Here is a 23351-nt window from a genome sequence, read left to right as displayed (position 1 = left end):
CCAGCCGCGGATATTCGCTGACGGAACATCACCGATAGTCGCCTGCCGATGACAGCTGCCGAACTCGACGCCATCCGCCTGAGCCTGTCCGTTGCGCTGCGCAGCGTCCTGTTCGGTCTGCCGCTGGCCGTGCTGGTCGCGTGGATCCTGGCGCGGCGCCGCGCGGGCGGCCGCATCTTGCTCGATGCCTTCGTGCATCTGCCGCTGGTGCTGCCGCCCGTCGTCGTCGGCTATCTGCTGCTGCTGCTGTTCGGCACGCGCGGGCCGATCGGCGGCTGGCTGGATCGCACGTTCGGCGTGCAGCTGATCTTCACCAGCACGGGCGCAGCACTGGCGACGGCGGTCATGACGTTTCCGCTGATGGTGCGGGCCATCCGCATTTCGCTCGAAGGCATCGATGCCGGGCTCGAAGAGGCCGCGCGCACGCTCGGCGCCGGCGCCTGGGACCGGTTCTGCAGCATCACCCTGCCGCTGATGCTGCCGGGCATTCTCGCCGGCGCCGTCACCGCATTCGCTGCGGGCCTGGGCGAGTTCGGCGCGGTGATCACGTTCGTGTCGAACATTCCCGGCGAAACGCGCACCTTGCCGCTCGCGCTCTACACGGCATTGCAGACACCGGGCGGCGATGCGCTGGCCGCGCGACTCGCGACCATTTCCTTCACGCTCGGCATCGCCGGGCTCATTGCGGCCGAACTCATCGCGCGACGCCTGCGCCGGATGCTGGGGCGATGACGTGAAGATCGCCGCCCGGCTGCATCGCAGTGAATTCACGCTCGACGTCGCCGTCGACGTTCCCGCCGCCGGCACCGTCGCGCTGTTCGGCCGCTCCGGCTGCGGCAAGACGACGCTCGCCAACATCATCGCGGGCCTGCTGCAGCCGGAATCCGCCGTCATCGAGATCGGCGGCGTCACGCTGGAAAACACGCAAACGCGGACGCGCGTGCCGGTCGAACGGCGCCGCATCGGCTATGTCTTCCAGGATGCGCGCCTGTTTCCCCACTTCAGCGTGCTCGGCAATCTGCGCTATGGCGAACGCCGCGCGCCGGCCGCGCAGCGCGCGATCACGTTCGATCACGTCGTCGACCTGCTGGGGCTGACGCACCTGCTGCAGCGTCGACCGCGCGAGCTGTCCGGCGGCGAACGCCAGCGCGTCGCGCTGGGTCGCGCATTGCTGTCGCAGCCGCGCCTGCTGCTGCTCGACGAACCGCTGGCCTCGCTCGATGCCGCGCGCCGCGAAGAGGTGCTGCCGTATCTGGAAAAACTGCGCGATGAACTGTCGATCCCCATCATTTTCGTCAGTCACCAGTTCGACGAAGTGCTGCGCCTGGCAACGCACGTGGTGCTCATGAACGATGGCCGCATCGTCGCGCAGGGCGCCGTCGAAGCGATGAGCCTGCATCCGGAACTGCGCGCCATCGTCGGCGCCGAAGCCGTCGGCTCCGTCGTCAGCGGTTCCATCGTCGCCGCCGATCCGCACACCGGACTGGCTGCCGTGCAGGTCGGCGAAGGCGTTCTCAACGTCACCTTGCGCGACGCCCACCCCGGCACGCAGGTCCGCGTGCAGGTCCTGGCCCGCGACGTCATCCTCGCAACCTACCGCCCCGAAGGCCTGAGCGTCCGCAACATCCTCGCCGGCCGCATTACCGCGATCGTCCCCGACGACGTCGACGCCGACCTCGTCAGTGTCGACGTCGGCGGCTCCATCGTCCTCTCGCGTGTCACCCGCGCGGCACTGCAATCCCTCTCGCTGCAAGTGGGTATGCAGGTGTGGGTGCTGGTGAAGGCGGTGTCGATCCGCGGGCATGCGTTTCTGGCGCCGCGTGGGGGATGAAGAGAATGGCCGCAAAAAGGCGCAAAACTCACAGAAAATAGAACTGGTATTCAGTCCCGCGGGTCTACGCTGTGCGGAAGAGTGCACGGGGATCATGGAAGATGGATGACATCAGAAAGCTGTGTGATGCAGTTCGCGAGACGGCGTTCGCTGTGCACACGTACTTCAGGCACGGACATCTGGAGAAAGTCTATGAGAATGCGCTGGCTCACCGCCTGCGTGTTGCAGGAATGCAAGTGACGCAGCAGCAGCCACTGTCCGTGTTCGACAAGGACGGAACCAACGTCGGGCAGTATTTCGCCGACATCGTCATCGAAGAATTCCTCATCGTCGAGATCAAGGCGGTCGGTTCGCTATGTGCAGAGCATCAGGCTCAGTTGCTGGGCTACCTGCGTTCAGCCCGTGTTGAGCATGGCCTGCTCATCAACTTCGGTTCGCGAAAATTCCAGATTCGAAAGTACGTGCTATCTGCAGTCGATGCCGGCCCAACAATTCTCGATCCCCTGTGAGTTTTGTGTTCCTTGCGCTTTTTTTGCGGCCATTCTCCGACTCCTATCTTATCGGCAACTCCTTCGACTTCTGCACCGTCCGCAGCGCGAAGCTCGAATGCACGCGTGCGACGCCCGGTAGTCGCGTGAGGTACTTGCTGTGCAGGCGTTCGAAGTCGGCGGTGTCGGCGACGACGACACGCACGACGTAGTCGTAGTCGCCGGTCATGAGATAGCACTCCATCACCTCGGGAATCTTGCGCACGGCTTCTTCGAACTTGCGCAGGTCGACTTCGTCCTGGCGATCGAGCGTGATGTTCACGAACACGTTCACCGGACAGCCGGCGCGTTGCTGGTTGATGCGCGCGGTGTAGCCCTCGATCAGGCCGGACTCTTCCAGCGCGCGCACGCGGCGCAGGCAGGCGGATTCGGAAAGATTCACGCGCTCGGCGAGCTGGCTGTTGGCGATGCGGCCATCGATCTGCAGGGCCTGCAGGATTGCGCGGTCGAAACGGTCCAGTGACATGCGCAAGAATCCTTCGTGAACTTCGAAAATGTTCGCAGAGTCTGCCAGAAACCGCTGTATACAGGCCATATTGTGCAAGTTCCCCGCTTGCCCGGCGCCTACTGTGGCTGTGTCAACACTCACCGCGAGGTCTGCATGCGTATCGGCGTCCCGAGGGAAATCAAAAACCATGAGTACCGCGTCGGCCTGGTCCCGGCCGGCGTGCGCGAACTCACCGAAGCGGGGCATGAGGTTCTTGTTCAAAGTGCGGCGGGAGCCGGGATCGGATTCGACGACGCGGCCTATCGAACAGCCGGCGCGCGCATCGTCCCGCAGGCAGCAGAGGTGTTTGCCGCGGCCGATCTGATCGTGAAGGTCAAGGAACCGCAGCTGGCGGAGTGCCGGATGCTGCGTCGTGGCCAGACGTTGTTTACGTATCTGCATCTCGCCGCCGACGCGGCACAGGCGAAAGCATTGATGGCTTCGGGCGCGACGGCCATCGCCTACGAAACCGTCACTTCGCCGGACGGCTCGCTGCCGCTGCTCACGCCGATGAGCGAAGTCGCGGGGCGCATGTCGGTGCAGGTCGGCGCCGTGTCGCTGCAGAAGGCGAACGGCGGCTACGGCGTATTGCTCGGCGGCGTGCCGGGAGTTGCGCCGGCGAAAGTCGTGATTCTCGGCGGCGGCGTGTCAGGCACGTGCGCTGCCGAAATGGCCGTGGGCCTGCGGGCCGACGTGACCATCGTCGACAAATCTCTGAAGCGGTTGCGCGCGCTCGATGCGCAGTTCGGCGGCTCGCTCAAGACAGTCGCCTCGACATCGGAAAGCATCGAATCGCTGGTCACGCCGGCCGATCTCGTGATCGGTGCGGTGCTCGTCGCGGGTGCCGCGGCGCCCAAGCTCGTGACGCATGCAATGGTGAAGAAAATGAAGCCCGGCGCCGTGATGGTCGACATCTCCATCGACCAGGGCGGCTGCTTCGAAACCAGTCGCCCGACCACGCACGCCGAACCGACCTTCGTCGTCGACGGCGTCGTGCACTACTGCGTCACCAACATGCCCGGCGCCGTGCCGCGCACGTCGACGTTCGCGCTGACCAACGCAACCCTGCCGTACGTGAAGGCGCTGGCCGCTCACGGAACGCCGAAGGCGCTCGCCCTCGACGCGCACCTGGCTCACGGCCTGAACGTCTTCGACGGCGCGATCACGCACGAAGCCGTCGCCCGCGATCTCTGCCTGCCGTTCCGGCCCTATCACGGTGCGCAGGCGCACGCTGCATGAATTGATCGATTCCGTTCGCGCTGTTCGAATCCCCCTGACTGGCCCGCTTCTTAGCGGGCTTTTTTTTGGGGGAGGGTCGGATGGGAGGATGTGCTCCGCCTGTGGGGCCGGCTTTAGCCGGCCTGAGAACTGTCAGGCTAAAGCCTGACCTACAGAAGAAGCGGCTCTCGTTCCTCTCCAGGGTTTGAATTGCCGCGAGCCACCCGCATACTCGCGCGATGCTCGATCGCATCACGCCCATCAACAAAACCCTGATCCTGATCAACGTCATCGTGTTCGGCCTGCAGTATCTGGCCGGCCACCTGGTGAACGTTCAGTTCGCACTATGGCCGCCGCAGATCGAGCGCATGGGCGGTCCGCCGTTCCAGGTCTGGCAGCTGCTGACCTATGGCTTCATGCACGGCAGCTTCATGCATCTGTTCTTCAACATGTTCGCGCTCTTCATGTTCGGTTCGGACGTCGAGCGGCTGTTCGGCTCGAAGCGCTATCTCACGTACTACCTCGTCTGCGTGATCGGCGCCGCGCTCATGCATCTGATCGTGGTGCGTATCGCCAACCTGCCGCCGGCTCCCGTCGTCGGTGCATCGGGCGCCGTGTTCGGCATCCTGCTGGCGTTCGGCATGGCGTGGCCGAATCGCAAATTGATTCTGCTGCCCATTCCCATTCCGATGCCCGCGTGGCTGTTCGTCACGCTCTACGGCCTGCTCGAGCTCTACCTCGGCATCACGCAGACAGCACAGGGCGTTGCACACTTCGCTCATCTGGGCGGCATGGCGACCGGCTTCGTCCTGATTCGTTACTGGCGGGCGCAGGCGCGGCGGCGGAGTTGAGAGGAAGAAATAGCCGCAAAAGGCGCAAAAAAGAGTTGATTCCATTTTGTGCTTTTTGCGCCTTTTGCGGCCATTCCTCCTCTTAAGGATTCGTCCCGCGCAGCTCGACCACCCGCCGACGCATCACCTCCAGCTCCGCCTCCTCCGGTGCGATCGGCTCGCCCACGCGCAGGGTGATGCGCGCCCAGAAGCGGCGGGGCCAGCGGTTCCAGACGGGGCCGTATTGGCGAGAGAACATGGAATGCCACAGACCGCTGAGTGACATCGGGATCACGGGCACGGGCGTTTCTTCGAGGATGCGCAGCATGCCGGGGCGGAAGGGGCCGATCTCGCCGTCGGCGGTCAGGCGGCCTTCGGGGAAGATGCACACCAGGTTGCCGGCGCGCAGTTCCTGGGCGACGAGCTGGAAGGCGCGTTCGTAGCATTCGGGATCTTCCTTCTGCGGCGCCACCGGAATGGCCTTCATGCCGCGGAAGATCGTGCTCAGCACCGGAATCCTGAAGATGGCGTTCTCCATGATGAACCGTACGGGGCGGCGTGAGGCGGCGGCGATGACGATGGCGTCGACGAAGCCAACGTGGTTGCAGATCAGCAGGGCAGGGCCTTCCTCGGGAATGTTCTTCAGGCCTTCCGTCTTCAGCCGGTACATGAAGTGCACCAGCAGCCACGCGAGGAAGCGCAGCAGGAATTCCGGCACCAGCGTGTAGATGTAGATCGCGACGAAGGCGTTGAGGAGGCCGGTGGCCAGCAGCAGTTGCGGAATGGTCATGCCGGCTTCGAGTGCTGCCGCGCCGAACAGCGCCGCGACCACCATGAACGCGGCGTTGAGGATGCTGTTGGCGCCGATGACGCGCGAAATGACTTCGCGTCGCGAGCGCTGCTGGACCAGCGCGTTCAGCGGCACGATGAAGAAGCCGCCGAAGACGCCGATCAATCCCAGGTCGAGCAGCACGCGCCATATGCCGGGCTGTGTGAGGAAGGCGCTTGGCGCCAGCAGCTGCGGGCCGAGCGCTGCAGGCGCGGCAAAGTAGAGATCGACCGCGAACAGCGTGAGGCCGATCGAGCCGAACGGCACCAGGCCGATTTCCACCTTGTGACCGGACAGGCGCTCGCACAGCAGCGAGCCGATGCCGACGCCGGCCGAGAACACGACCAGCAGCACCGTGACGACTTCCTCGTTGCCGCCGAGGATGTCCTTGGAATACAGCGGTAGCTGCGCCAGCACCAGCGCGCCGTAGAACCAGAACCAGGAGATGCCGAGGATCGACAGGAACACCGTGCGCGATTCGCGTGCGGCCTGGATGTTGTCCCACGCGGACGTCCACGGACGCCAGTCGATGCGCAGGCTGGCATCGGCCGGCTTGAGTTTCGGAATCGCCAGGCTGGCGGCAAAGCCTGCCACTGCGATGGCGATCAGCGCGGTCGAGATCACATCGATGTCGCCGTGACTCGCGAGGATGCCGGCGAACAGCGTGCCGAGCAGGATCGCGAGGAATGTCCCCATCTGGATGAGCGCGTTGCCGCCGACCAGTTCGCTCTCTTCCAGCACCTCGGGCAGCAGGCCGTACTTCGCCGGTGCAAAGAACGTCGAGTGCGCGCCCATCATGAACAGCGCGCCGAGCAGGATGCCGATGTGCTGTTTCGCGAAGCCGACCGCGGCCGTCGCCATGATGAGAATCTCGAACGCCTTGACCGCCTTCAGTACCACCGTCTTGTCGTAACGCGTGGCGAGCTGCCCGGCGATGCCGGAGAACAGCACGAACGGCAGGATGAACAGGCCGCCGGCGAGATTGGTCAGCAGTTGCGGTTCGAGGGTCGTGTACGTCGCGGCCTGATACGTCGCCAGGATGAGCAACACGTTCTTGTAGACGTTGTCGTTGAACGTACCGAATGCCTGCGCCCCGAAGAACGGCAGGAAGCGGCGTTGCGCGAAGAGTCGGAACTGGCTCGGCTGCTGGGCGGGATTCATGCGCATCCTGTTGCGGGCATTGTTGGTATTCTGGCCGTCGCGCCGATCTTGCCATTGCTGCCGGGTCGTCGTCGCCTGCTCAACCATTCAAGGCCCTGCATGCCCGCAAACGCACACCCGCCACGCATCATCGGCATCGGCGGCACGACCAAACCGGGCTCGTCGACCGAGCGCACGCTGACGGCCACGCTGCAGGCGGCCGAAAGGTTGGGGGCGCAGACGATGCTGTTTGCCGGTCCCGTGCTGGCGCAGCTACCGCTGTACTCGCCGGAAGATGCGCAGCGCTCCGAACTGCAGCGCCAGTTCGTCGAAGCCGTGCGTCACGCCGATGGTCTGATCCTGGCGACGCCGGCCTATCACGCCGGCATTTCCGGATTGCTCAAGAACGCCATCGATCTGCTGGAAGATCTGCGCGGCGACGTGCGGCCGTACCTGCACGATCGCGCCGTCGGCTGCATCGTCACGGCGCATGGCTGGCAGGGCGCAGGCACGACGCTCACGTCGGTGCGCACCATCGTTCACGCCCTGCGCGGCTGGCCGACACCGCTCGGCATCACGCTGAATACGGCGGAACGGCTCTTCGACGACGAGGGCGACTGTCTCGACGAAAGGGTGCAGGTGCAGTTCGCGATGCTGGCGGCGCAGGTGGTCGGCTTCGCCAACCGCATGCGTCACTGATTCGCTGCGGGCGCGCGCAATGCGTTGTGTGCTTCGACCGGCGTGAGGTCGCGATCGCCGGCATCGTGGGCGATCGCGCACAGCAGCGCGAGCCCCGGCGCAGCCTGGCCCTTCGTGATCGTGGCGGACCACTTCAGTTTGTGATGTTCGAACGTGGCCTTCAGTGCCTCGGCTGCCGTGCGTATGGCTTTGCCTGCGTCCGGGCGGGCGGATTTCAGATCGTCGACCGTCTGCGCCGCCGCTTGCGTTACTCGTGTGGCCCAGGCCTGCACGATCGCGTTGTCGCCGCCGGTCTCGCCGATCAGCTTCAGGGCCGTCTGTTCCGGGCGCACGGTGCGGCCCGGCTGTGATTGATCGAGCCATCCGGCGAGCGCTTCGGTGTGACGCTGCAGCGCCTTGAGCGCATTGCGCAGTTCGCGCCGCTGCTCGCTGCCTTCGAGTTCGCGTTCGCGACGATAGAGCGCCGCGATGCCGGCGGCGTGAGCGACGAATTCGTCCGAGTCGCAGATTGCGCGCGCGACACGTTCCAGGGCCTTGCCGGCCTTTCTGCGTTTCATGAATCCGGGAAACTCCAGCGGGAAGATCGGCCGCGAGTTTGCCGGGGGCGCGGCGGGTTCTCAAGAACGCCGCGGATTCTCGCTCTTCCTGTGGGTCAGGCTTTAGCCTGACTTCCGAAAAGGCCGGCTGAAGCCGGCCCCACAGTCAGAGCGATGCAGCTCCGCCTGTAGGTCAGGCTTTAGCCTGACTCTGAGAGGCCGGCTGAAGCCCCATGGCACCGACTCAAGCGATCGGCCCATACCTTCCGCTCTCTATCTTCTCTTCTCCAACTGCATTCAACACGCCACCACTGTAGTGAGCCACCGATCAGAGAAGACCCCCTCCCTGGCTCTCCCCCGCTGCGCGGAGGAGGGAAAGAACAAAACGGACTTGCGCTTAAGTCGCGCACGACGCGCACGCCGATGCTGCGATCTTCACCGCTCACCCGCGCCCGCGTCTCGCAGACAGGTGCGTGATCGAGCGTTGCGCCACCGGCGGCGCATGCTGGCGCACCAGCGTGCTCTTGCCGAACAGCGACTCGACCAGATCGACCGCCAGCTCTGCCGTGCGATTGCGTATGTCGAGCGCCGGGTTGAGTTCCATGATGTCGAGCGACGCCATGCGGCCGGTGTCGGCAATCATTTCCATGCACAACTGCGCTTCGCGATACGACGGACCGCCGGGCACCGTCGTGCCGACGCCGGGGGCGATCTCCGGATCGAGGAAGTCGACGTCGAAGCTCACGTGCAGGTGCGTGTCGTCGTCGAGATCGGCCAGCGCCATTTCCATGGTCTGGCGCACGCCGACTTCGTCGATGAAGCGCATGTCGAACACTTCGAGCCGCTGCTCGTGCAGGAAACGCTTCTCGCCGGCATCGACGCTGCGGATGCCGATCTGCCGGATCGCCGACGGCTCCATCGCCGGTACCGTGCCGCCGATGCGGATCAGCTCGGGCGGGCAGAAGCCACACAGGCACGCGACCGGCATGCCGTGGAGATTGCCGCTGGGCGAGAGTTCGCGGGTGTTGAAATCCGAGTGCGCATCGAGCCACAGCACGCGCAGCGTGCGGCCGGTGTCGCGACAGTGACGCGCCGCGGCGCTGAGGGTGCCGATGCCGAGACAGTGATCGCCGCCGAGCAGGATGGGCAGGCGCCCGCCGGCCAGTTCGGCATGCACGGCGTCGTGCACGAGCTGATTCCATGCGACGACTTCGCGCAGATGACGATAGCCCTCGACCGGCGGCAGCCAGGGATTGCCGGGCCCCGCGAGATTGCCGCGATCGATCACCTTGAGACCGCGGCTCGTGAGCGCCTGGAGCAGGCCGGCGACGCGCAGCGCTTCCGGTCCCATCGATGCGCCGCGATGACCGGCGCCGACGTCGGTCGGTGCGCCGATCAGCGTGACTTCGCGTCGCGCGTTCACGCGACGGCCTCCTCGGCACGGCGGGTCTTTGCCGGCGCCTCGCGCAGCGTGCAGAACAGATCCTTGGGATCGGCCAGATCCGGCACCAGATCGAGCTGCGGCTGCGTGCCGCGCTGCGCGTGATGCAGGCGCTGCAGGTAGCGCAGCGCCGAGAAGTCTTCGATGGCGAAGCCCACCGAGTCGAAGATCGTCACTTCGCGTTCGCTGTCGCGACCGCTCGCATTACCCGCGACCACGTCGGCGAACTCGATGACGGGGAACGTCGGCTCCATCTGCTGGATCTCGCCTTCGATGCGCGACTGCGGCTCATACTCGACGACGATGCGTGCATCCGGCCGTCGCAGGATGTCGGCATGCAGTTCGGTCTTGCCCGGGCAATCGCCGCCCACGCCATTGATGTGCATGCCGGGTTCGATCATGTCCGGCGTCAGGATCGTGGCATTGCGCTTGTCGGCCGTGACGGTGGTGACGATGTCCGCGCTGCGCACGGCGTCGGCAGTGTTCTGGCAGATCACGATGCGCAGTCCATCGAGCGACAACGCCGACAGGTTGCGGACCAGCTTGTCGGTGGCGCGTGGATCCGTGTCGTACAGACGCAGTTCGCGGATGCCGAGCATGTGATGGAAGGCGATGGCCTGGAACTCGCTCTGCGCGCCATTGCCGATGAGTGCCATGGCCCGGTTGTTGCGACGGGCCATCCAGCGCGCAGCGAGCGCCGACATGGCGGCGGTGCGCAACGCGGTCGTGTAGGTGAGTTCGGCCAGCAGCAGCGGATAGCCCGTCGCGACATCTGCCATCACGCCGAAAGCCGTCACCGTAAGCAGGCCGCGTGCGGTGTTCTTCGGATGGCCGTTTACATACTTGAATGAATACAGCCGGCCATCGCTCGCCGGCATCAGTTCGATCACGCCGATGTCCGAGTGCGTCGCATGACGCGGCGATTTGTCGAACGCCGGCCAGCGCCGGTAATCCGATTCGATCTCCGTCGCCAGCTCTTCGATGAAGCGCGCCACGCCGGTCCGGCGGACCAGTTCGTGAACGCGTTCGATGCCGATGTAATCGACCACTGCCTGTCTCCCGGAACTCTCGTATGCGCCGCCGGGCCTAGTTTTTCGTCAGGCAGGGCCAGTTAGAAGCCAGAGAACTGGTCAGGAAGCTCGATGTATTGGGCGAAACGTCAGGCATTCATGGCATTCTGCCCAAGCCGGTCCGAGGGGGAACAGCCGTGGACAACGTCGACCGCCAGTTGATCAGCCTGCTGCGCGAGAACGCGCGCACACCCGTCGCCACCCTGGCGAAGAAGCTCAAGGTAGCGCGCGGCACGGTTCAGAACCGCCTGAGCAAACTCGAAGCCGACGGCACGATCGTCGGCTACACCGTGCGCCTGCGACCGCAGATCGAGTCGCACCACATCCGCGCCTTCATGACCGTCGCCGTCGACGGCAACCGCACCGAACAGGTGTTGCGCGCCCTGCGCGGCCATCCCAACGTCGTCGCCCTGCACACGACCAACGGCCGCTGGGACCTCGTCGCCGAACTGCGCACCGACAACCTCGAAGAATTCGACCGCGTCCTGCGCCAGATCGGCCTGCTCGACGGGATCGCGAATACGGAGACGAGTTTGTTGTTGTCGACGCAGAAGCTTTGAGATTCGGAAAGGAGAATGGCCGCAAAAAAGGCGCAGAGGGTCGAAAAAAAGTATCCGAGGAGAAATCTCTTTTCTGACCTTGAGATCTTTGCGCCTTTTTGCGGCCATTCTTCCTTCCTACTCCGGCTTCTCCAGCTCGAACCCCTCATCGAGCCAGCCGGTGATGCCGCCGATCATGAGCTTCACCGGGCGGCCGAGCTTTGCGAGGCGGATGGCGCCGCGGTGGGCGCCGTTGCAGTGCGGGCCGGCGCAGTAGACGACGAAGGTCGTGTCCTGCGGATACGACGCCAGTGTCGATTCGATGATCTTCCGATGCGGCATGCTGAGTGCGCCGGGTACGTGGCCGCGTTCGTAGAGTTCGTGGCTGCGTACGTCGAACAGCACGAAGTCCTGCCTGCCGGAGTTCATGGCGTCGTGCACGTCCCAGCAGTCGGTTTCGAAGCGCAGTGCCGATTGGAAATGGGCGAGGGCGCTGGCGCTGTCGGCGGCAGGGATCTGGGTGACGGAAGAAAGCATGGCAACTCCTGTGTTTCCGATCCCCTCCTCCGCGCAGCGGGGGAGGGTCAGGGTGGGGGCTCTTACTGTGGGGCCGGCTTTAGCCGGCCTCTTTTCAGAAGTCAGGCTGAAGCCTGACCTACAGAAACCCCCTGTCCCCGCTTCGCGGAGGAAGGGACGCAATATCGAACGGTGTGCGCATCGTAAGCGCGGCGGCCCGTCGTCCGCTCCTGGCGCAATCGCCATCCTCCGGTAACATCGCGCCATGAAGCGCAAAGCGGAAAAGTCGCCCCTCGTGGTCGCGGTCGCCTACGACCAGCTCTGTACCTTCGAGTTCGGCTGCGTCGTCGAGATGTTCGCGCTGCAGCGGCCGGAACTCGGCGTGCCGTGGTACCGGTTCGCCGTGTGTTCCGCGGAACGACGCACCTTGCGTGCGGCTGGCGGGATCACCGTCGCTGCGCCGTATTCGCTCAGGATCCTCGAACAGGCGCACACCATCATCGTGCCCGGCTGGCGCGACGCGGACGAACCGCCGCCGCCGGATCTCGTGAAGCGCATTCGTGCCGCCCACGATCGCGGCGCGCGCATCTGTTCCATCTGCTCCGGTGTCTTCGTGCTCGCCGCGGCCGGCATCCTCGACGGCCGGACGGTGACGACACACTGGCGCTACGCACAGCGATTGCAGCAGCGTTACCCGACGCTGCGCGTCGAACCCAATGCGTTGTACGTCGATGAAGGTCAGGTCGTGACGTCGGCCGGCTCAGCCGCGGGACTCGACATGCTCGTGCACCTGGTTCGCCGCGATCACGGACCGAAGGTTGCCAACCTGGTCGCGCAGCGCCTGGTGATTCCACCGCATCGCGACGGCGACCAGGCGCAGTACGTGCCGCGGCCGGTGGCGCGCGAAGACGAAGGCCGGCTCGCGCGATTGCTCGACTGGGTGCGCCAGCACCTGGATGCGCCGCACTCGGTGGCATCGCTGTCGAAGCGGGCCAGCATGAGTCCGCGGACGCTGCTGCGTCATTTCAGGAACATCACCGGCCTGGCGCCGGGCGAATGGCTGCTGCGCGAACGGGTGGCCCTGGCGCGCGACATGCTGGAGTCGGGCCGCGTGCCGATCGGCGAAGTCGCGGACCGCGCCGGCTTCGGTTCGGCGGAATCGTTCCGTCGGCATTTCCGTCTGCAGGTGGGTGCGTCGCCGGCGGCGTACCGGCAGCGGTTTATGCAACGGTAGAGAGAGAAGAGCCGCACTTCCCACTCAGGGCACGCACGCTGGCCAGCGTCACGACAAGCCGTCTACCATCGCGCGCATGACCACTACGCTCGACACGACTCCCGCCGCCGACGGCTTTCGCATGCCGGCCGAATTCGAACCGCATTCCGGCTGCTGGATGCTCTGGCCGGAACGGCCGTCCAACTGGCGCCTGGGCGCAAAGCCCGCGCAGCAGGCCTTCGCCGCCGTGGCCACGGCGATTGCGGTGAGCGAGCCAGTCACCGTCGGCGTATCGCGTGCGCAGTTCATCCAGGCGCGCTCGATGCTTCCCGATGCGATCCGCGTCGTCGAGATGTCCACCGACGACGCCTGGATGCGCGACGTCGGCCCCACGTTCGTCGTCAACAAGCGCGGCGACGTCCGTGGCGTGGACTGGACTTTCAACGCCTGGGGCGGACTGAACGGCGGTCTGTATTTCCCGTGGGATCAGGATGATCTGGTAGCGCGCAAGGTGGTGGAGATCGAAGGTCGCGATCGCTACCGCGCGCCGCTGATCCTGGAAGGCGGGGCGATCCACGTCGACGGCGAAGGCACGCTGCTGACGACGGAAGAGTGCCTGCTCAATCCCAATCGCAATCCGCATCTCGACAAGGGCCAGATCGAGATCCTGCTGCACGAATATCTCGGCGTGACCAGCGTCATCTGGCTGAGCAAGGGCGTCGTCGACGATGAAACCGACGGTCACGTCGACAACCTGTGCTGCTTCGTGCGGCCGGGCGAAGTGGCGCTGACCTGGACCGACAACAAGCGCGATCCGCAGTATCGCGTCTCGATGGACGCGTTCGAGCGGCTGAGCGGGGCGCGCGATGCGCAGGGGCGCAAGCTGAAGATCCACAAGATCCACCAGCCGGGTCCGCTGTTCCGCAGCCGCGAAGAATCCGCAGGCATCGACGTGGTCGACGGCGGCGCTCCGCGACGCGTGCACGAACGGCTCGCGGCCTCCTACGTGAACTTCTATATCGGCAATTCCGTGATCGTCATGCCGCTGCTCGATCCGAAGCGTGACAAGCAGGCCGCGCGGCAGCTGCAGAAGCTGTTCCCGGAGCGCCGGCTGATCGGCGTGCAATCGCGGGAAATCCTGCTGGGCGGCGGCAACATTCACTGCATTACTCAGCAGGTGCCGCGCGGCAAGAAACGCTGATTCCCTCCTCCGCGCAGCGGGGGAGGGTTAGGGTGGGGGCATCAACGCAAGCGGCGCTGCCTGACTTGAGGCCCCCATCCTGTCCTTCCCCCGCTGCGCGGAGGAAGGGACGCTCGATTCGACTTCATCTCAATCATCTGGCGCCTAATGCAGTGCCATTGAGCCACTGGCACGGGAGATTCGCATGCCTCGCAAAGCCCGACTCTTCGGCGCACGCCGCATGAGCAAGGAACAGTACGAGAAGGTGCTGCCGCCGCTGCGGGATGCGCTGCTGGCGGCGCAGAAGCGGCTGACCGACGAAAAGTCCTGCGCGCTCGCGGTGATCGTGACGGGCGTACCGACCGCAGGGCGCAGCGAAATCGTCAATGAGTTCCTCGAATGGCTCGATCCCAAGCGCATCCGCGTGCATGCGCTGGAGAAACTGCGGCAGACCGCGCGCGGCTGGCCGGCGATGTGGCGCTACTGGAATGCGCTGCCGGCGCGCGGCGAGATGGCGTTCTTCTTCATGGGCTGGTACGAGGATCTGACCCAGCTTGCGCTGCGCGGACCCGCCAGGGAGCGACGCCACTACACGCGGATCGCCGAGCGCATTCGCCAGTTCGAATCCATGCTGCTGCGCGACCGCGTGAGGATTCTCAAGATCCACCTTACCGTCGGTGAGAAGGTGCAGAAGGAACGCATCCACAAACTGCGCGCCGACAAACTCACGCGCTGGCGCGTGACTCGCGAGGAACGGTGGCTGGCACGTCATCACGACAAGGTCGCGAAAGTCGCGCGGGGAACCATCGCGGCCACCAGCCGGCCGGGCGCCGAATGGCACCTGGTCGACGGCACCGATCCGCAGAGCCGTGTGTTTGCCGCGGGCCGGCTGTTGCTGGATACGCTCGAGAACGGCTTCGCTGCGCGTACGCCGTCGACGAAGGTGGCGAAGCACAGCATGCATCGACATGGCCGGATCGACTTCTCGAGCAGCCATCCGGGCGAGCGGCTGGATGACGACCACTACGACGAGGAACTCGAGCGGTTGCGCGGCCGGTTCGCGCTGCTGACGCGTCGCGGCCGCTTCCGCAAGCACGGCGCGGTGCTGGCGTTCGAGGGCGTGGATGCAGCGGGCAAGGGCGGCGCGATCCGCCGTCTCACCAGTGCGCTCGATGCGCGGCAGTACAACGTCGTGCCGGTGTCGGCACCGACGCCGGAAGAGTCGTCGTATCCCTATCTGTGGCGTTTCTGGCGTCACATACCCCAGCGCGGCGAGATCGCGATCTTCGACCGCTCGTGGTATGGGCGCGTGCTCGTGGAGCGCGTGCGCGGTTTTGCGTCAGTGCCCGACTGGCAGCGCGCCTACGACGAGATCAACGAATTCGAGCGGCAGCTCGCCGAACACGGACTCGTCGTCCACAAGTTCTGGCTGCAGGTCGGCAAGGAAGAACAGCTGAAGCGCTTCCACGAACGCGACCGCGATCCCCTGAAGCGCTACAAGGTCGATCCGGAAGACTGGAAGAACCGCCGTTTCTACGACGACTACCAGCAGGCCGCGCGCGAGATGATCCAGCGCACCGGCACCGACGATGGGCCGTGGACGATCGTCGAGGCGGACGACAAGAAATATGCGCGGCTGAAGGTGTTGAGGACGGTGTGCGAGGCGATCGAGCGGAAGCTGGAGTAGCCGAGGTCGACCTCTTCTGTAGGTCAGGCTTCAGCCTGACTTCTTCGGAGTCAGGCTGAAGCCTGACCTACAGGAAGATTTCCCGGTCGCCTACCGTCGCAGTCCCAGCACGAACACCACATCCGGCGACGTCTCCACCGCGATGTCCTCGCTCACGCCGAAGTCGATCTGCCAGCCGCTCGCGAATTTCCAGGCGCCGCCCACCGTCAGGATGAGCGCATCGCCGAGGTAGTCGAGTCCCGTGTCATCGAAGGCCGCGGTGTGCGCATCGAACTGCAGCTTGAGCGCCAGGCCGCGCCACACGTTCACGTCGATGCCGGCGAGCCCGCTCCATACGACACTGCGCTGCAGTTGCGGCAGCAGGTCGCCTTCGCCGAGATATGTCGCTGCGAGCTGACCGAACGCGGACCAGCGCTCGCCGAAGCGTCGTTCCGCGGCGAGCGCGAGCGTGGCATCCATCGCGCCGCTGCCGGTGAGATCGTCCGCATCGCCGGTCGGCAGCTTGAGGCTGGCCCAGGCAGCGACATGGGTGTCTGCAGTGGCGAGCCACTGGTAGCCGATGTTCGCCGAAAGATCGCCGAGGCCGGCGACCGATGAACCGAAATCCAGCAATGCCACGCCATCGCGTTCATACGCGATCCGGAACTGATCGCGCGGCAGGTTCGGCCGCTCGCCTTCCGGAAGTCCGAAGAAGTCGTGCCAGCTGTCGATGAAACTGTCGAGACTGCCGGCGCCGGTGTAGCGATACGGCAGTTGCAGCTGCACGGTCCAGCGATCGCTCAAGGCGCGGCCGAGTGTCAGGCGCAGTTCGCGCGTTTCGGCGTCGACGAGCAGATCTTCGTCGTCGGCTTGCTGGAGCAGCGCGGAACTGCCCCAGTTGAAATCGGCTGCCATCGTCCAAGTGTCTGCGGACTCGAGACGCGATGGCAGCGGATGAGGAATGCCGAAGCCGGCGAGCAGCGGGTTCTGGTCGCGGGTGGGGAAGGGATCGGCGGAGGCTGGCGGACTCGTCATGAGCAGCGCCATGCCAAGCAGCCCCCACCCTAACCCTCCCCCGCAAGCGGAGGAGGGGATCGGAAAGAGGCGGTTCGTTTCTTCCCCTCCTCCGCTTGCGGGGAGGAGGCTGTGCCGGAATCCCCCAGCGAGGGGAGAGGGCAGGGTGGGGGTGCTCCGGCGCGCTCTCAGAACCACACCGAAATGAACGCCTGAATGACGTTCGCGCCGAACGAGTAGAACGGTTCGGCGCCGGCAGCGCGGAAGTTCGGATCGTCGGTCGGCAGCATCGAATAGCGCGCGTCCCGATAATCGTCGTAGTCGAACTGCATGCGGTCGTACGACAGGTTCAGCGTGCCCTTCTTGATGAACTTCCAGCTGCTGCTCAGGAACTCGTACGAGGCGCTGAGATGGAAGGTCTGGCTCGCGAAGGTCGACAGTTCCTTGTCGCGGCCCATGAAGTTCTGCTGATCGACGCGATCGAAAATGTCGGCGTAGAAATCCGCGTTGCCCTGGCTGTAGTAGCGGATGCTGGCTTCGAAGGTCCAGGGCGTGCCCTTGAGCGGATGCATGTAGCCGACTTCGAACGTGTTGGCGTCGATGCCCCAGGTATCCGTGAAGTAGCGATAGCCGCCGAACGCGGCCGCCCGCCACGGCAGGAAGTAGCGCGCGTTGAGCGAGGCCGCGTTGCTGGTGCGCGTGTGCGGATAGATTTCGGTCGCGAGACGGAAGTGCAGGTCGTCTTCCGGATCGTAGTAGCGGAACGAGCGATACGGATTGTTGAGGTAGCCTTCGTCCGTGATCACTTCCAGTCCCAGCGCCAGGATCATGTTGCGCGTGAGGATCTGCGACACGCCGACGCGATAGCTCCAGCGATCGACGTCCTCCTTGAAATTCGGATCGACGATGCGGCGATCCGGGTTGTCGGGATCGCTGATGGTGCGGCCGACGGTGTCGTCGCCCTTCGAGAATCCCATGCTGATCGTGGTCAGGTCGCCGAACAGGTCCTGGCTGATGTTGAAGCTGGTCGTGCTGGCCTGGTAGTCGTTCTCGTCGCTGTTCGTGTAGCTGAGGCTGTACGTCGTCTTGCCGCGCAGGTAGTCGAAGCCGAAGCTGTACTGGTTGCGCTCTTCCTTGTATTCGCTCGCGCCGCTGACTTCGACGTCGATCGAGGCGCTGGTCACCATGTCCATGTAGTAGTTGGCGTTGACCGAATACTTCTCGGCCATGGTCTTGCGCACCAGCAGCGACGGGCCGTGAATGGTGACGCCGCCGCCTTCATAGCGGTGATAGAGCAGGTCGGCGCGGTCTTCGGGAAGAACGCCTGCGAACGCCGGCAAGGCCAGCGCGGCGAGCAGCAACAGAATAAAAGCGTGAGGCCTGCGCATCAGTTGCATCCGCAGCCGCCGCCGGCGCCGCCGAGGGCGCCGCGCGCGCCTTCGCGCGCTTCGTAGACGTGATCCATGTAGGAAGTCGAAACCGGATTCAGATCGAACGACATGATCGGGTCGGCGAGGTTCTGGCGTTCGTAGGGTTTGACCCAGGGTTCGATGTTGCCGCAGGCGGAGAGGGCGATTGCGAGACCGACAGGCCACAGGCGACGGGCGACAGCCAGAAAGCCGGACCGAATCTTGTTCTGGCCGTAGCCTGTCGCCCGTAGCCTGTCGCCCATCTCTCTCACTCCTTCAACAGCGCGCGAATCTGGTTGAGATATTCGCTCTCATCGCCCGGCTTGTAGCCGCGATGCAGATACCGCACGTTGCCCTTGCGATCGATGAACACGGTGCTCGGCATCGCATTCACGTCGTAGAGCTTGCTGACCTTGTTTTCCTTGTCGAACAGCACCGGGAACGTCACCGGCGTCTGCGCCAGCCACTTTTCCGCATCGGCCGTATTCGCTTCGACGTTCACGCCGAGCATGGTGAAGCCGAGCGCACTGTAACGCTTGTGCATCTGGTCGAGCAGCGGCATTTCCTGCCGGCACGGACCGCACCAGCTCGCCCAGAAATTCAGCATCACGACCTGGCCCTTGAGCTTGTCGAGCGACACGATGTCGCCGCTTCGCGACGGCAATGTGAACGCTGGTGCCAGCGCCGAGCTCGCGCCGACGAGAGAGGACACGGCCAGCGTCGCGGCCAGCGCGGTTGCGCGCAGGCAGGTAGTCAACTTGGAAGAACGCATGGATTCAAGACCTCGTCAGTCAGACAGTCCCAGCGCTCATCCTCTCTCAGAAGAAGATCGACAAACCGAGATGCGCTTCCAGATTATTGACGATCTTTTTCTCGCCCAGCAGGTCGGTGTCGTACACGTAGTCGCGCACGTCGAAGTGCACCGCCATCCAGTCGTTGGGCAGGATTCTGTAACCGAATCCGCCGCTGACCGTGAATAAGTCGTCGCCTGCAAACCGTGTGCTGCCAATGCCTGCCACCAGATAGAACGCGGTGTTGTATGCGCGATTCTTGCCGATGAAAACTTCGCCTGGCAAAGCGTTCCATCCTGCCGACAGTGCGTAGTAGGTGTAGTCGCGTTCGGAGTCGGTGAGCAGTTCGGCGGCGCCCGACAGCGTTTCGTAACTGGTCTTGCCGGCGCGCGACTGGCCGATCGTCGCTTCGAGGAAGAAATCTTCGGTGAGGTGATAGGCGAGGCGTGCGCCGTACACCGGATTGCTCTCGAAGTCCTCGATGCTGAGGATGCCGCCGTAGACGCCGATCTCGAAATCCTCGGTGTCGATCTGCGGACGCTTGATTTCGCGCCGCTCGACCTGCGGATCGATGATGGGCTGTTCGCGCGATTCGCCGGTCGGCACTTCGGCAGCGGCGACGGCTTCGGGCGCAGCATCGCGGCCGCGACCGAACCAGGCGCAGCCCGGAAGAACGCTCGCCAGCAGCAGCGTCAGAAAAAGAAGGCGAAGCCGATGTACTTCCATTCGTCCACTTCCTCGTTATCGTCGCGGCTCGTGAAAATGATGTCCTTGCGGTATTCGGTGCGCAGCATGAAACGCCGCGTCAGGTAGAACTGCACACCGCCGCCGACATAGCCGATCTGGTCGGTGCGGTCTTCCGCTTCGACCAGCGTCGACTTGGGTTCGATATGAATGACGCCCGTGCCGAGCGTGAAGTAAGGAGACGCACGCCATTCGGGCACGAATACGTGCATCAGGCCGAGCGTCGCGCTGTAGGCCGCCGAGTATTCGCCGGGCATGTGATTGAGCGTGAGTTCGATCGACAGGTTGTCGCTGAACGCATAGCCGCCGAAGGCCGAAACAAGGCTCGCGCCGCTGAAGTCGCCCGCCATCACGCCCGCCTGCCAGCGGCGGCTCATGTAGTTCTCGCGTGCGGGTTCATCCAGATCGAGCGGCTCACCCGTGGGTTCGAGCGTCGCGAGCATCTGCTCGCGCGGCGCCCAGCCTTCGACGCCGCGGCTGGTGCGGACCATGAACCAGTCGGTGCGGCGCTTGACGATCTCGACTTCCTGGCCGCGCTCGGCCACGTGGAACACGGGATAGCCGCGTCCCGGACCCGTATGCAGTTCGATGTACGGATCGGCGATCAGGATCTTCGGAAGGTTCTCGTCTGCCTGCGCGAGCGCTGCAAGGAACAGGACCGGAAGAATGAGCAGGCGCAACAGGCGGGGCATCAATCCTCCGGTGCCGCAAACGGATCGTTGTAGTACTGGGCGCCGATGTCGAGCCATTCGGAAATCAGCTTCAGTTCCGCGGGGTTGAGCCGGCCGGCATGATTACCGTTGGGATTATTGGCGTCAAACTTCTGGAAGAATCGCGATGCGTTCGCACCATTGAAGCTCATGGTGATGGGTGCCTGCTGGAACGCGACGCAGACGACGGTGCCGTCGTCGTTGACCACTTCCTGGATGCAGATGTCCTCAGGCTGTCCCATCGCATTCAACCGTTGGGCTCTGTGAGCGAACAGCAGCTGTCGATACGCGTTGAGATGATCGGGCTCGATCTCGGACAGCCCGTCTGTCAGATTGAGATCTCCAGCAGGAATGCGGGCCGCATTCGCAGCATCGACCGTCGAGTGGCAGGACGTGCACGTGTTATCGGCCATCACGGCATCTGGATCCGACGGATCCAGGTTCGGATCGAGTACGCGCCGATCGACGCTCCACAGTGGATGAATGTGTGTCGGATAGTGAATCGTGCTGCGGCACTTGCCATTCCAATTTCGGACACACTCCAGGCTGGTGGGTAGTGTGGTTCGCAGGGTGGTCGGGTCCGGGCTGCTGCCGCAGACGTGACGACGCGTGATGTCACTCGGGTCCACGCCCGGTGGCCGCGCCGGATCGATGGCTACGTCGGTGGCTCCGCTTGCATAGCATGCCTCGATCCGATTCGCGGGCAGCGTCGGCAGCCAGACATCGTTCAGGATCAGATTGAGCGTGGGCTCGCAGGCGCCATCGCACATGATGCGGCCGCGTGTCTGGGCCATCGTTTCCCCGACGAGCGGTAAGAGTGCCGGGTTCGTATTCGGATAGATGTTGGTCGTCGCAGCACCCGTGTTGACTGCGGCGGTCAATGCGCCTCGCCCGTGCGCGCGTGCGGGGTTCGTCGCATTTACCGTCGTCGAATGGCAGCCGTTGCACTGCAACGTTTCGCCAATCTGCACTTGCAGCCAGTTCGAATGCAGCTGACCCAGCTCGCCCGCTACTCGCCGGCCATTGCCGTCGAGCACGCTGATGACGAATGGAACGTTTGCCGGCAGCTTGACCAGCACCGAGCCATCGGGCTCGACCGGCGCATAGCCGAGGATGTCGCGCATGCCGAAGCGGCGGCCGCCGCGTCCGAATGCCGTATTCGCGATCTCGCGAACATCCTCGTCGGGTTGCGAGACGACCTTTTCCAGTCGCAGGAAGCGCGGGATACGTGGCGCCGCAGGGTTGCGTGCAGCGACGATGCCGCCGGGCGCACGATCAATCCCGTCGAGATCGTACACGCTGCGGATGTGCAGCACGCCGACAGCTTCGTCGCGCAGTGCCTGGGGATAGTCCACGCCGGCGATGCGGTCGAGAAGTACCTGCGGCTGCGTATTGCGTGCTGCCGCGGCGACGACTTCGGTGTAGATGAAGCCTTCCTCGGGGGTGACGATGGGCCGTTGGGTATTATTGCGCACGTCATAGATGTAGATGCCGTACAGCGGCGGCGCCTCGACCAGTGTCGGATCATTGGGGCTGTAGCGGTTCAGGCGCTCGGACGTACACGGCACCACCCGGCCATCTTCGATGAGGCGACACTGCGACCAACTCACCAGCAATCGGTTGGAGCCGTCGAACAGCGGCGATGCGGAGCGGAAGCGTCCACCGGGCGAAGGGCCTGGGACGGTGCGCACATCGGTGGGCAGCGCGCGTGACTGCGCGTTGCACGACTGCGGCGACGCCGGCGTGATCGACGTACTCGGCACCGTGTCGTTGCAATCGACGAAATTACTGGTGTCGATCAGGACGAGATCGCCACCTTCGGCCGTGCCATCGAACGGGCGCACCAGCACGAGCGTGCGTCCGTCCTGCATCGGGCGTGGATGTAAGAACTGAATGCTCGTCGTACCGCCGGTGATCGGGTTCGGCGAGCCGGTTGCATGGCTGTGTGCGCCGTACAGCAATTCCAGGCCCGTGCCGTCCGGATTGATCCTATAGAGATCCATCTGGCTGCCGGCGATGGCCTGTTCCCAGCGCGTGAAGACGATCTGTCCATTCGCCAGCACAGCGGGATCGAGATCGTGGCTCTGATTGAACGACAACTGGCGAATGCCGCTGCCGTCTTCATTCATGACGTGAAGATTGAATGCGGGTCGATTGTCAGTCGTACCTTCGACTTGAGCGGGGTACTGTGGCTTGTTCTCATCGAGCAGGACCGCCTTGGCTTCGCGCTGACGGGTCGACGAGAACACGATCCGATAGTCGATGCCGGGCAGGTAGTGCGGCATGATGTCGTGGCCGTCGTTTTCGACGTTGTCCGATGCAATCACGCGGCGCAGCGTGCTGGTTTCTACGTCGTATTCCCAGATATTCCAGCTCGGCAGCAGTTCTTCCGGATCGACATCGTCGAGGTCCATGCCGTCTTCGGCGACCCGCATCGAGAACACGACCCGCTTGCCGTCGAAGCTCACTTCCACGTCGCGGAGGTCCGCCCGGCCATCGCCGGTGACCGACGAGGTGAGATTGATCTCGGCAGAAGAGGGTGAAGCGCTCGCTCTCATGTACAGGTCTGCGCCCGGTTCGAAGCGGCGCAGTTCCCGCGCGTCCGTGACCACGGCGGCATCGGATGCGGGGACGGGTCGTTTCACATAGAAGATGGGGAAGTCGACCGTGGCTGCATCCCCGCTTTGCCCGCTGCCGATCGTCACGTCGGTGCCGCCGGTGCCATCGCCGCTGCATGCGCCGAGCGTCGTGATCGCGCTGCACGCGAGCATGAACGCAATCACGCGTCGCATCTTGGCGCTGAAGATCGCAGTCCCGGCCTGCGCCTGAAAGCTCATTGAGCGTACTCCGGATCAGTGTGCATCGATCGATGCTACGTAACGTTTGTTGGTCTTGAATCCTGCACGGGCACCGGAGCTTCGCGCGTACTGCGAGCGTTCC

Annotated in this window: 23 protein-coding genes; 10 read left to right on the top strand and 13 right to left on the bottom strand. The window is 64.4% G+C overall.

Going from position 1 to position 23351, the window contains the following annotated elements:
- The first annotated feature begins 48 nt into the window (after positions 1-48).
- The 3 genes from modB to V7D81_RS10875 all read left to right on the top strand — a co-directional run bounded on the left by modB (position 49) and on the right by V7D81_RS10875 (position 2340).
- Positions 49-732, top strand: a complete 684-nt coding sequence (gene modB, locus V7D81_RS10885; protein ID WP_324316530.1) for a molybdate ABC transporter permease subunit — start codon at positions 49-51, stop codon at positions 730-732.
- A gap of 1 nt (position 733) precedes the next feature.
- A complete protein-coding gene (gene modC, locus V7D81_RS10880) occupies positions 734-1831 on the top strand; it encodes a molybdenum ABC transporter ATP-binding protein (RefSeq protein ID WP_324316528.1) in 1098 nt (365 codons plus the stop codon).
- Between the two features lie 71 nt (positions 1832-1902).
- Positions 1903-2340 (top strand): GxxExxY protein, encoded by a 438-nt coding sequence (locus V7D81_RS10875; RefSeq protein ID WP_324316526.1) that lies wholly within the window; start codon positions 1903-1905, stop codon positions 2338-2340.
- A gap of 43 nt (positions 2341-2383) precedes the next feature.
- Here the strand turns inward: V7D81_RS10875 and V7D81_RS10870 are convergent, their stop codons facing one another.
- Positions 2384-2845, bottom strand: coding sequence for an Lrp/AsnC family transcriptional regulator (locus tag V7D81_RS10870; RefSeq protein ID WP_324316524.1), 462 nt, complete (start codon positions 2843-2845; stop codon positions 2384-2386).
- Between the two features lie 135 nt (positions 2846-2980).
- Here V7D81_RS10870 and ald point away from each other — a divergent pair, with 135 nt between their 5' ends.
- Both ald and V7D81_RS10860 read left to right on the top strand, forming a co-directional pair.
- Complete coding sequence (gene ald, locus V7D81_RS10865) at positions 2981-4105, top strand: alanine dehydrogenase (RefSeq protein ID WP_324316522.1); 1125 nt, start codon at positions 2981-2983, stop codon at positions 4103-4105.
- A gap of 218 nt (positions 4106-4323) precedes the next feature.
- Entirely contained in the window at positions 4324-4935 is a 612-nt protein-coding gene (locus tag V7D81_RS10860) for a rhomboid family intramembrane serine protease (protein ID WP_324316520.1), read from the top strand.
- Positions 4936-5017: 82 nt separating this feature from the next.
- Here V7D81_RS10860 and V7D81_RS10855 read toward each other — a convergent pair whose 3' ends face one another.
- Positions 5018-6904, bottom strand: a complete 1887-nt coding sequence (locus V7D81_RS10855; protein WP_324316518.1) for an MFS transporter — start codon at positions 6902-6904, stop codon at positions 5018-5020.
- A 99-nt stretch (positions 6905-7003) separates the two neighbouring features.
- Here V7D81_RS10855 and V7D81_RS10850 point away from each other — a divergent pair, with 99 nt between their 5' ends.
- Positions 7004-7582: an NADPH-dependent FMN reductase gene (locus V7D81_RS10850; protein ID WP_324316516.1), complete on the top strand. Its 579-nt coding sequence runs from the start codon at positions 7004-7006 to the stop codon at positions 7580-7582.
- On the opposite strand, the gene V7D81_RS10845 is transcribed toward V7D81_RS10850, so the two are convergent.
- The 3 genes from V7D81_RS10845 to V7D81_RS10835 all read right to left on the bottom strand — a co-directional run bounded on the left by V7D81_RS10845 (position 7576) and on the right by V7D81_RS10835 (position 10608).
- Positions 7576-8139, bottom strand: a complete 564-nt coding sequence (locus tag V7D81_RS10845; RefSeq protein ID WP_324316514.1) for a hypothetical protein — start codon at positions 8137-8139, stop codon at positions 7576-7578. The two genes, V7D81_RS10850 and V7D81_RS10845, sit on opposite strands and share 7 nt — an antisense overlap.
- Before the next feature lie 421 nt (positions 8140-8560).
- The gene (gene rocF / locus V7D81_RS10840; protein WP_324316512.1) at positions 8561-9541 is read right to left on the bottom strand and encodes an arginase; all 981 of its coding nucleotides are present in this window, start codon (positions 9539-9541) and stop codon (positions 8561-8563) included.
- On the bottom strand, positions 9538-10608 hold the full coding sequence (locus V7D81_RS10835; protein WP_324316510.1) for an ornithine cyclodeaminase: 1071 nt from the start codon (positions 10606-10608) through the stop codon (positions 9538-9540). The genes rocF and V7D81_RS10835 overlap by 4 nt, the downstream gene beginning before the upstream one ends.
- Positions 10609-10766: 158 nt before the next feature.
- Here V7D81_RS10835 and V7D81_RS10830 point away from each other — a divergent pair, with 158 nt between their 5' ends.
- Positions 10767-11189, top strand: coding sequence for an Lrp/AsnC family transcriptional regulator (locus V7D81_RS10830; protein ID WP_324316508.1), 423 nt, complete (start codon positions 10767-10769; stop codon positions 11187-11189).
- 117 nt (positions 11190-11306) lie between these two features.
- On the opposite strand, the gene V7D81_RS10825 is transcribed toward V7D81_RS10830, so the two are convergent.
- Complete coding sequence (locus V7D81_RS10825) at positions 11307-11705, bottom strand: rhodanese-like domain-containing protein (RefSeq protein WP_324316506.1); 399 nt, start codon at positions 11703-11705, stop codon at positions 11307-11309.
- A 244-nt stretch (positions 11706-11949) separates the two neighbouring features.
- On the opposite strand from V7D81_RS10825, the gene ftrA reads away from it, so the two are divergent.
- The 3 genes from ftrA to V7D81_RS10810 all read left to right on the top strand — a co-directional run bounded on the left by ftrA (position 11950) and on the right by V7D81_RS10810 (position 15764).
- Complete coding sequence (gene ftrA / locus V7D81_RS10820; protein ID WP_324316504.1) at positions 11950-12918, top strand: transcriptional regulator FtrA; 969 nt, start codon at positions 11950-11952, stop codon at positions 12916-12918.
- Positions 12919-12994: 76 nt separating this feature from the next.
- Positions 12995-14098: an agmatine deiminase gene (aguA, locus tag V7D81_RS10815; protein ID WP_324316502.1), complete on the top strand. Its 1104-nt coding sequence runs from the start codon at positions 12995-12997 to the stop codon at positions 14096-14098.
- A 184-nt stretch (positions 14099-14282) separates the two neighbouring features.
- On the top strand, positions 14283-15764 hold the full coding sequence (locus V7D81_RS10810) for a hypothetical protein (RefSeq protein ID WP_324316500.1): 1482 nt from the start codon (positions 14283-14285) through the stop codon (positions 15762-15764).
- Positions 15765-15854: 90 nt separating this feature from the next.
- Here V7D81_RS10810 and V7D81_RS10805 read toward each other — a convergent pair whose 3' ends face one another.
- From V7D81_RS10805 to V7D81_RS10775, 7 genes are all read right to left on the bottom strand, one after another.
- Positions 15855-16778 carry a DUF3187 family protein gene (locus tag V7D81_RS10805; RefSeq protein WP_324316498.1) on the bottom strand — a complete coding sequence of 308 codons (924 nt, stop codon included), beginning with the start codon at positions 16776-16778 and terminating at the stop codon, positions 15855-15857.
- Between the two features lie 167 nt (positions 16779-16945).
- The gene (locus V7D81_RS10800; protein ID WP_324316496.1) at positions 16946-18145 is read right to left on the bottom strand and encodes a DUF3570 domain-containing protein; all 1200 of its coding nucleotides are present in this window, start codon (positions 18143-18145) and stop codon (positions 16946-16948) included.
- The gene (locus tag V7D81_RS10795) at positions 18145-18354 is read right to left on the bottom strand and encodes a DUF4266 domain-containing protein (RefSeq protein ID WP_349257646.1); all 210 of its coding nucleotides are present in this window, start codon (positions 18352-18354) and stop codon (positions 18145-18147) included. Before V7D81_RS10795 ends, V7D81_RS10800 begins: the two co-directional genes overlap by 1 nt.
- 80 nt (positions 18355-18434) lie before the next feature.
- On the bottom strand, positions 18435-18938 hold the full coding sequence (locus tag V7D81_RS10790) for a TlpA family protein disulfide reductase (protein WP_324316492.1): 504 nt from the start codon (positions 18936-18938) through the stop codon (positions 18435-18437).
- Positions 18939-18984: 46 nt separating this feature from the next.
- Positions 18985-19683, bottom strand: coding sequence for an outer membrane beta-barrel domain-containing protein (locus V7D81_RS10785; protein ID WP_324316491.1), 699 nt, complete (start codon positions 19681-19683; stop codon positions 18985-18987).
- Positions 19650-20393, bottom strand: a complete 744-nt coding sequence (locus V7D81_RS10780; RefSeq protein ID WP_324316489.1) for an outer membrane beta-barrel protein — start codon at positions 20391-20393, stop codon at positions 19650-19652. Before V7D81_RS10780 ends, V7D81_RS10785 begins: the two co-directional genes overlap by 34 nt.
- Entirely contained in the window at positions 20393-23248 is a 2856-nt protein-coding gene (locus V7D81_RS10775) for a hypothetical protein (protein WP_324316487.1), read from the bottom strand. Before V7D81_RS10775 ends, V7D81_RS10780 begins: the two co-directional genes overlap by 1 nt.
- Positions 23249-23351 lie beyond the last annotated feature (103 nt).

This window comes from Povalibacter sp. (assembly GCF_036735925.1).
Classification (GTDB): domain Bacteria; phylum Pseudomonadota; class Gammaproteobacteria; order Steroidobacterales; family Steroidobacteraceae; genus Steroidobacter.
Note: the sequence above shows the minus strand (reverse complement) of the source record. Positions and strands in the feature narration are given on the sequence as shown.

Excerpts from the sequence above, each read along its gene's own strand:
- modB (WP_324316530.1), top strand. The coding sequence starts at position 49 with ATGACAGCTGCCGAACTCGACGCCATCCGCCTGAGCCTGTCCGTTGCG.
- V7D81_RS10870 (WP_324316524.1), bottom strand. The coding sequence starts at position 2,845 with ATGTCACTGGACCGTTTCGACCGCGCAATCCTGCAGGCCCTGCAGATC.
- ald (WP_324316522.1), top strand. The coding sequence starts at position 2,981 with ATGCGTATCGGCGTCCCGAGGGAAATCAAAAACCATGAGTACCGCGTC.
- V7D81_RS10860 (WP_324316520.1), top strand. The coding sequence starts at position 4,324 with ATGCTCGATCGCATCACGCCCATCAACAAAACCCTGATCCTGATCAAC.
- V7D81_RS10855 (WP_324316518.1), bottom strand. The coding sequence starts at position 6,904 with ATGAATCCCGCCCAGCAGCCGAGCCAGTTCCGACTCTTCGCGCAACGC.
- V7D81_RS10850 (WP_324316516.1), top strand. The coding sequence starts at position 7,004 with ATGCCCGCAAACGCACACCCGCCACGCATCATCGGCATCGGCGGCACG.
- V7D81_RS10845 (WP_324316514.1), bottom strand. The coding sequence starts at position 8,139 with ATGAAACGCAGAAAGGCCGGCAAGGCCCTGGAACGTGTCGCGCGCGCA.
- V7D81_RS10825 (WP_324316506.1), bottom strand. The coding sequence starts at position 11,705 with ATGCTTTCTTCCGTCACCCAGATCCCTGCCGCCGACAGCGCCAGCGCC.
- ftrA (WP_324316504.1), top strand. The coding sequence starts at position 11,950 with ATGAAGCGCAAAGCGGAAAAGTCGCCCCTCGTGGTCGCGGTCGCCTAC.
- aguA (WP_324316502.1), top strand. The coding sequence starts at position 12,995 with ATGACCACTACGCTCGACACGACTCCCGCCGCCGACGGCTTTCGCATG.
- V7D81_RS10810 (WP_324316500.1), top strand. The coding sequence starts at position 14,283 with ATGCCTCGCAAAGCCCGACTCTTCGGCGCACGCCGCATGAGCAAGGAA.
- V7D81_RS10805 (WP_324316498.1), bottom strand. The coding sequence starts at position 16,778 with ATGACGAGTCCGCCAGCCTCCGCCGATCCCTTCCCCACCCGCGACCAG.
- V7D81_RS10800 (WP_324316496.1), bottom strand. The coding sequence starts at position 18,145 with ATGCGCAGGCCTCACGCTTTTATTCTGTTGCTGCTCGCCGCGCTGGCC.
- V7D81_RS10790 (WP_324316492.1), bottom strand. The coding sequence starts at position 18,938 with ATGCGTTCTTCCAAGTTGACTACCTGCCTGCGCGCAACCGCGCTGGCC.
- V7D81_RS10785 (WP_324316491.1), bottom strand. The coding sequence starts at position 19,683 with ATGGAAGTACATCGGCTTCGCCTTCTTTTTCTGACGCTGCTGCTGGCG.
- V7D81_RS10780 (WP_324316489.1), bottom strand. The coding sequence starts at position 20,393 with ATGCCCCGCCTGTTGCGCCTGCTCATTCTTCCGGTCCTGTTCCTTGCA.
- V7D81_RS10775 (WP_324316487.1), bottom strand. The coding sequence starts at position 23,248 with ATGAGCTTTCAGGCGCAGGCCGGGACTGCGATCTTCAGCGCCAAGATG.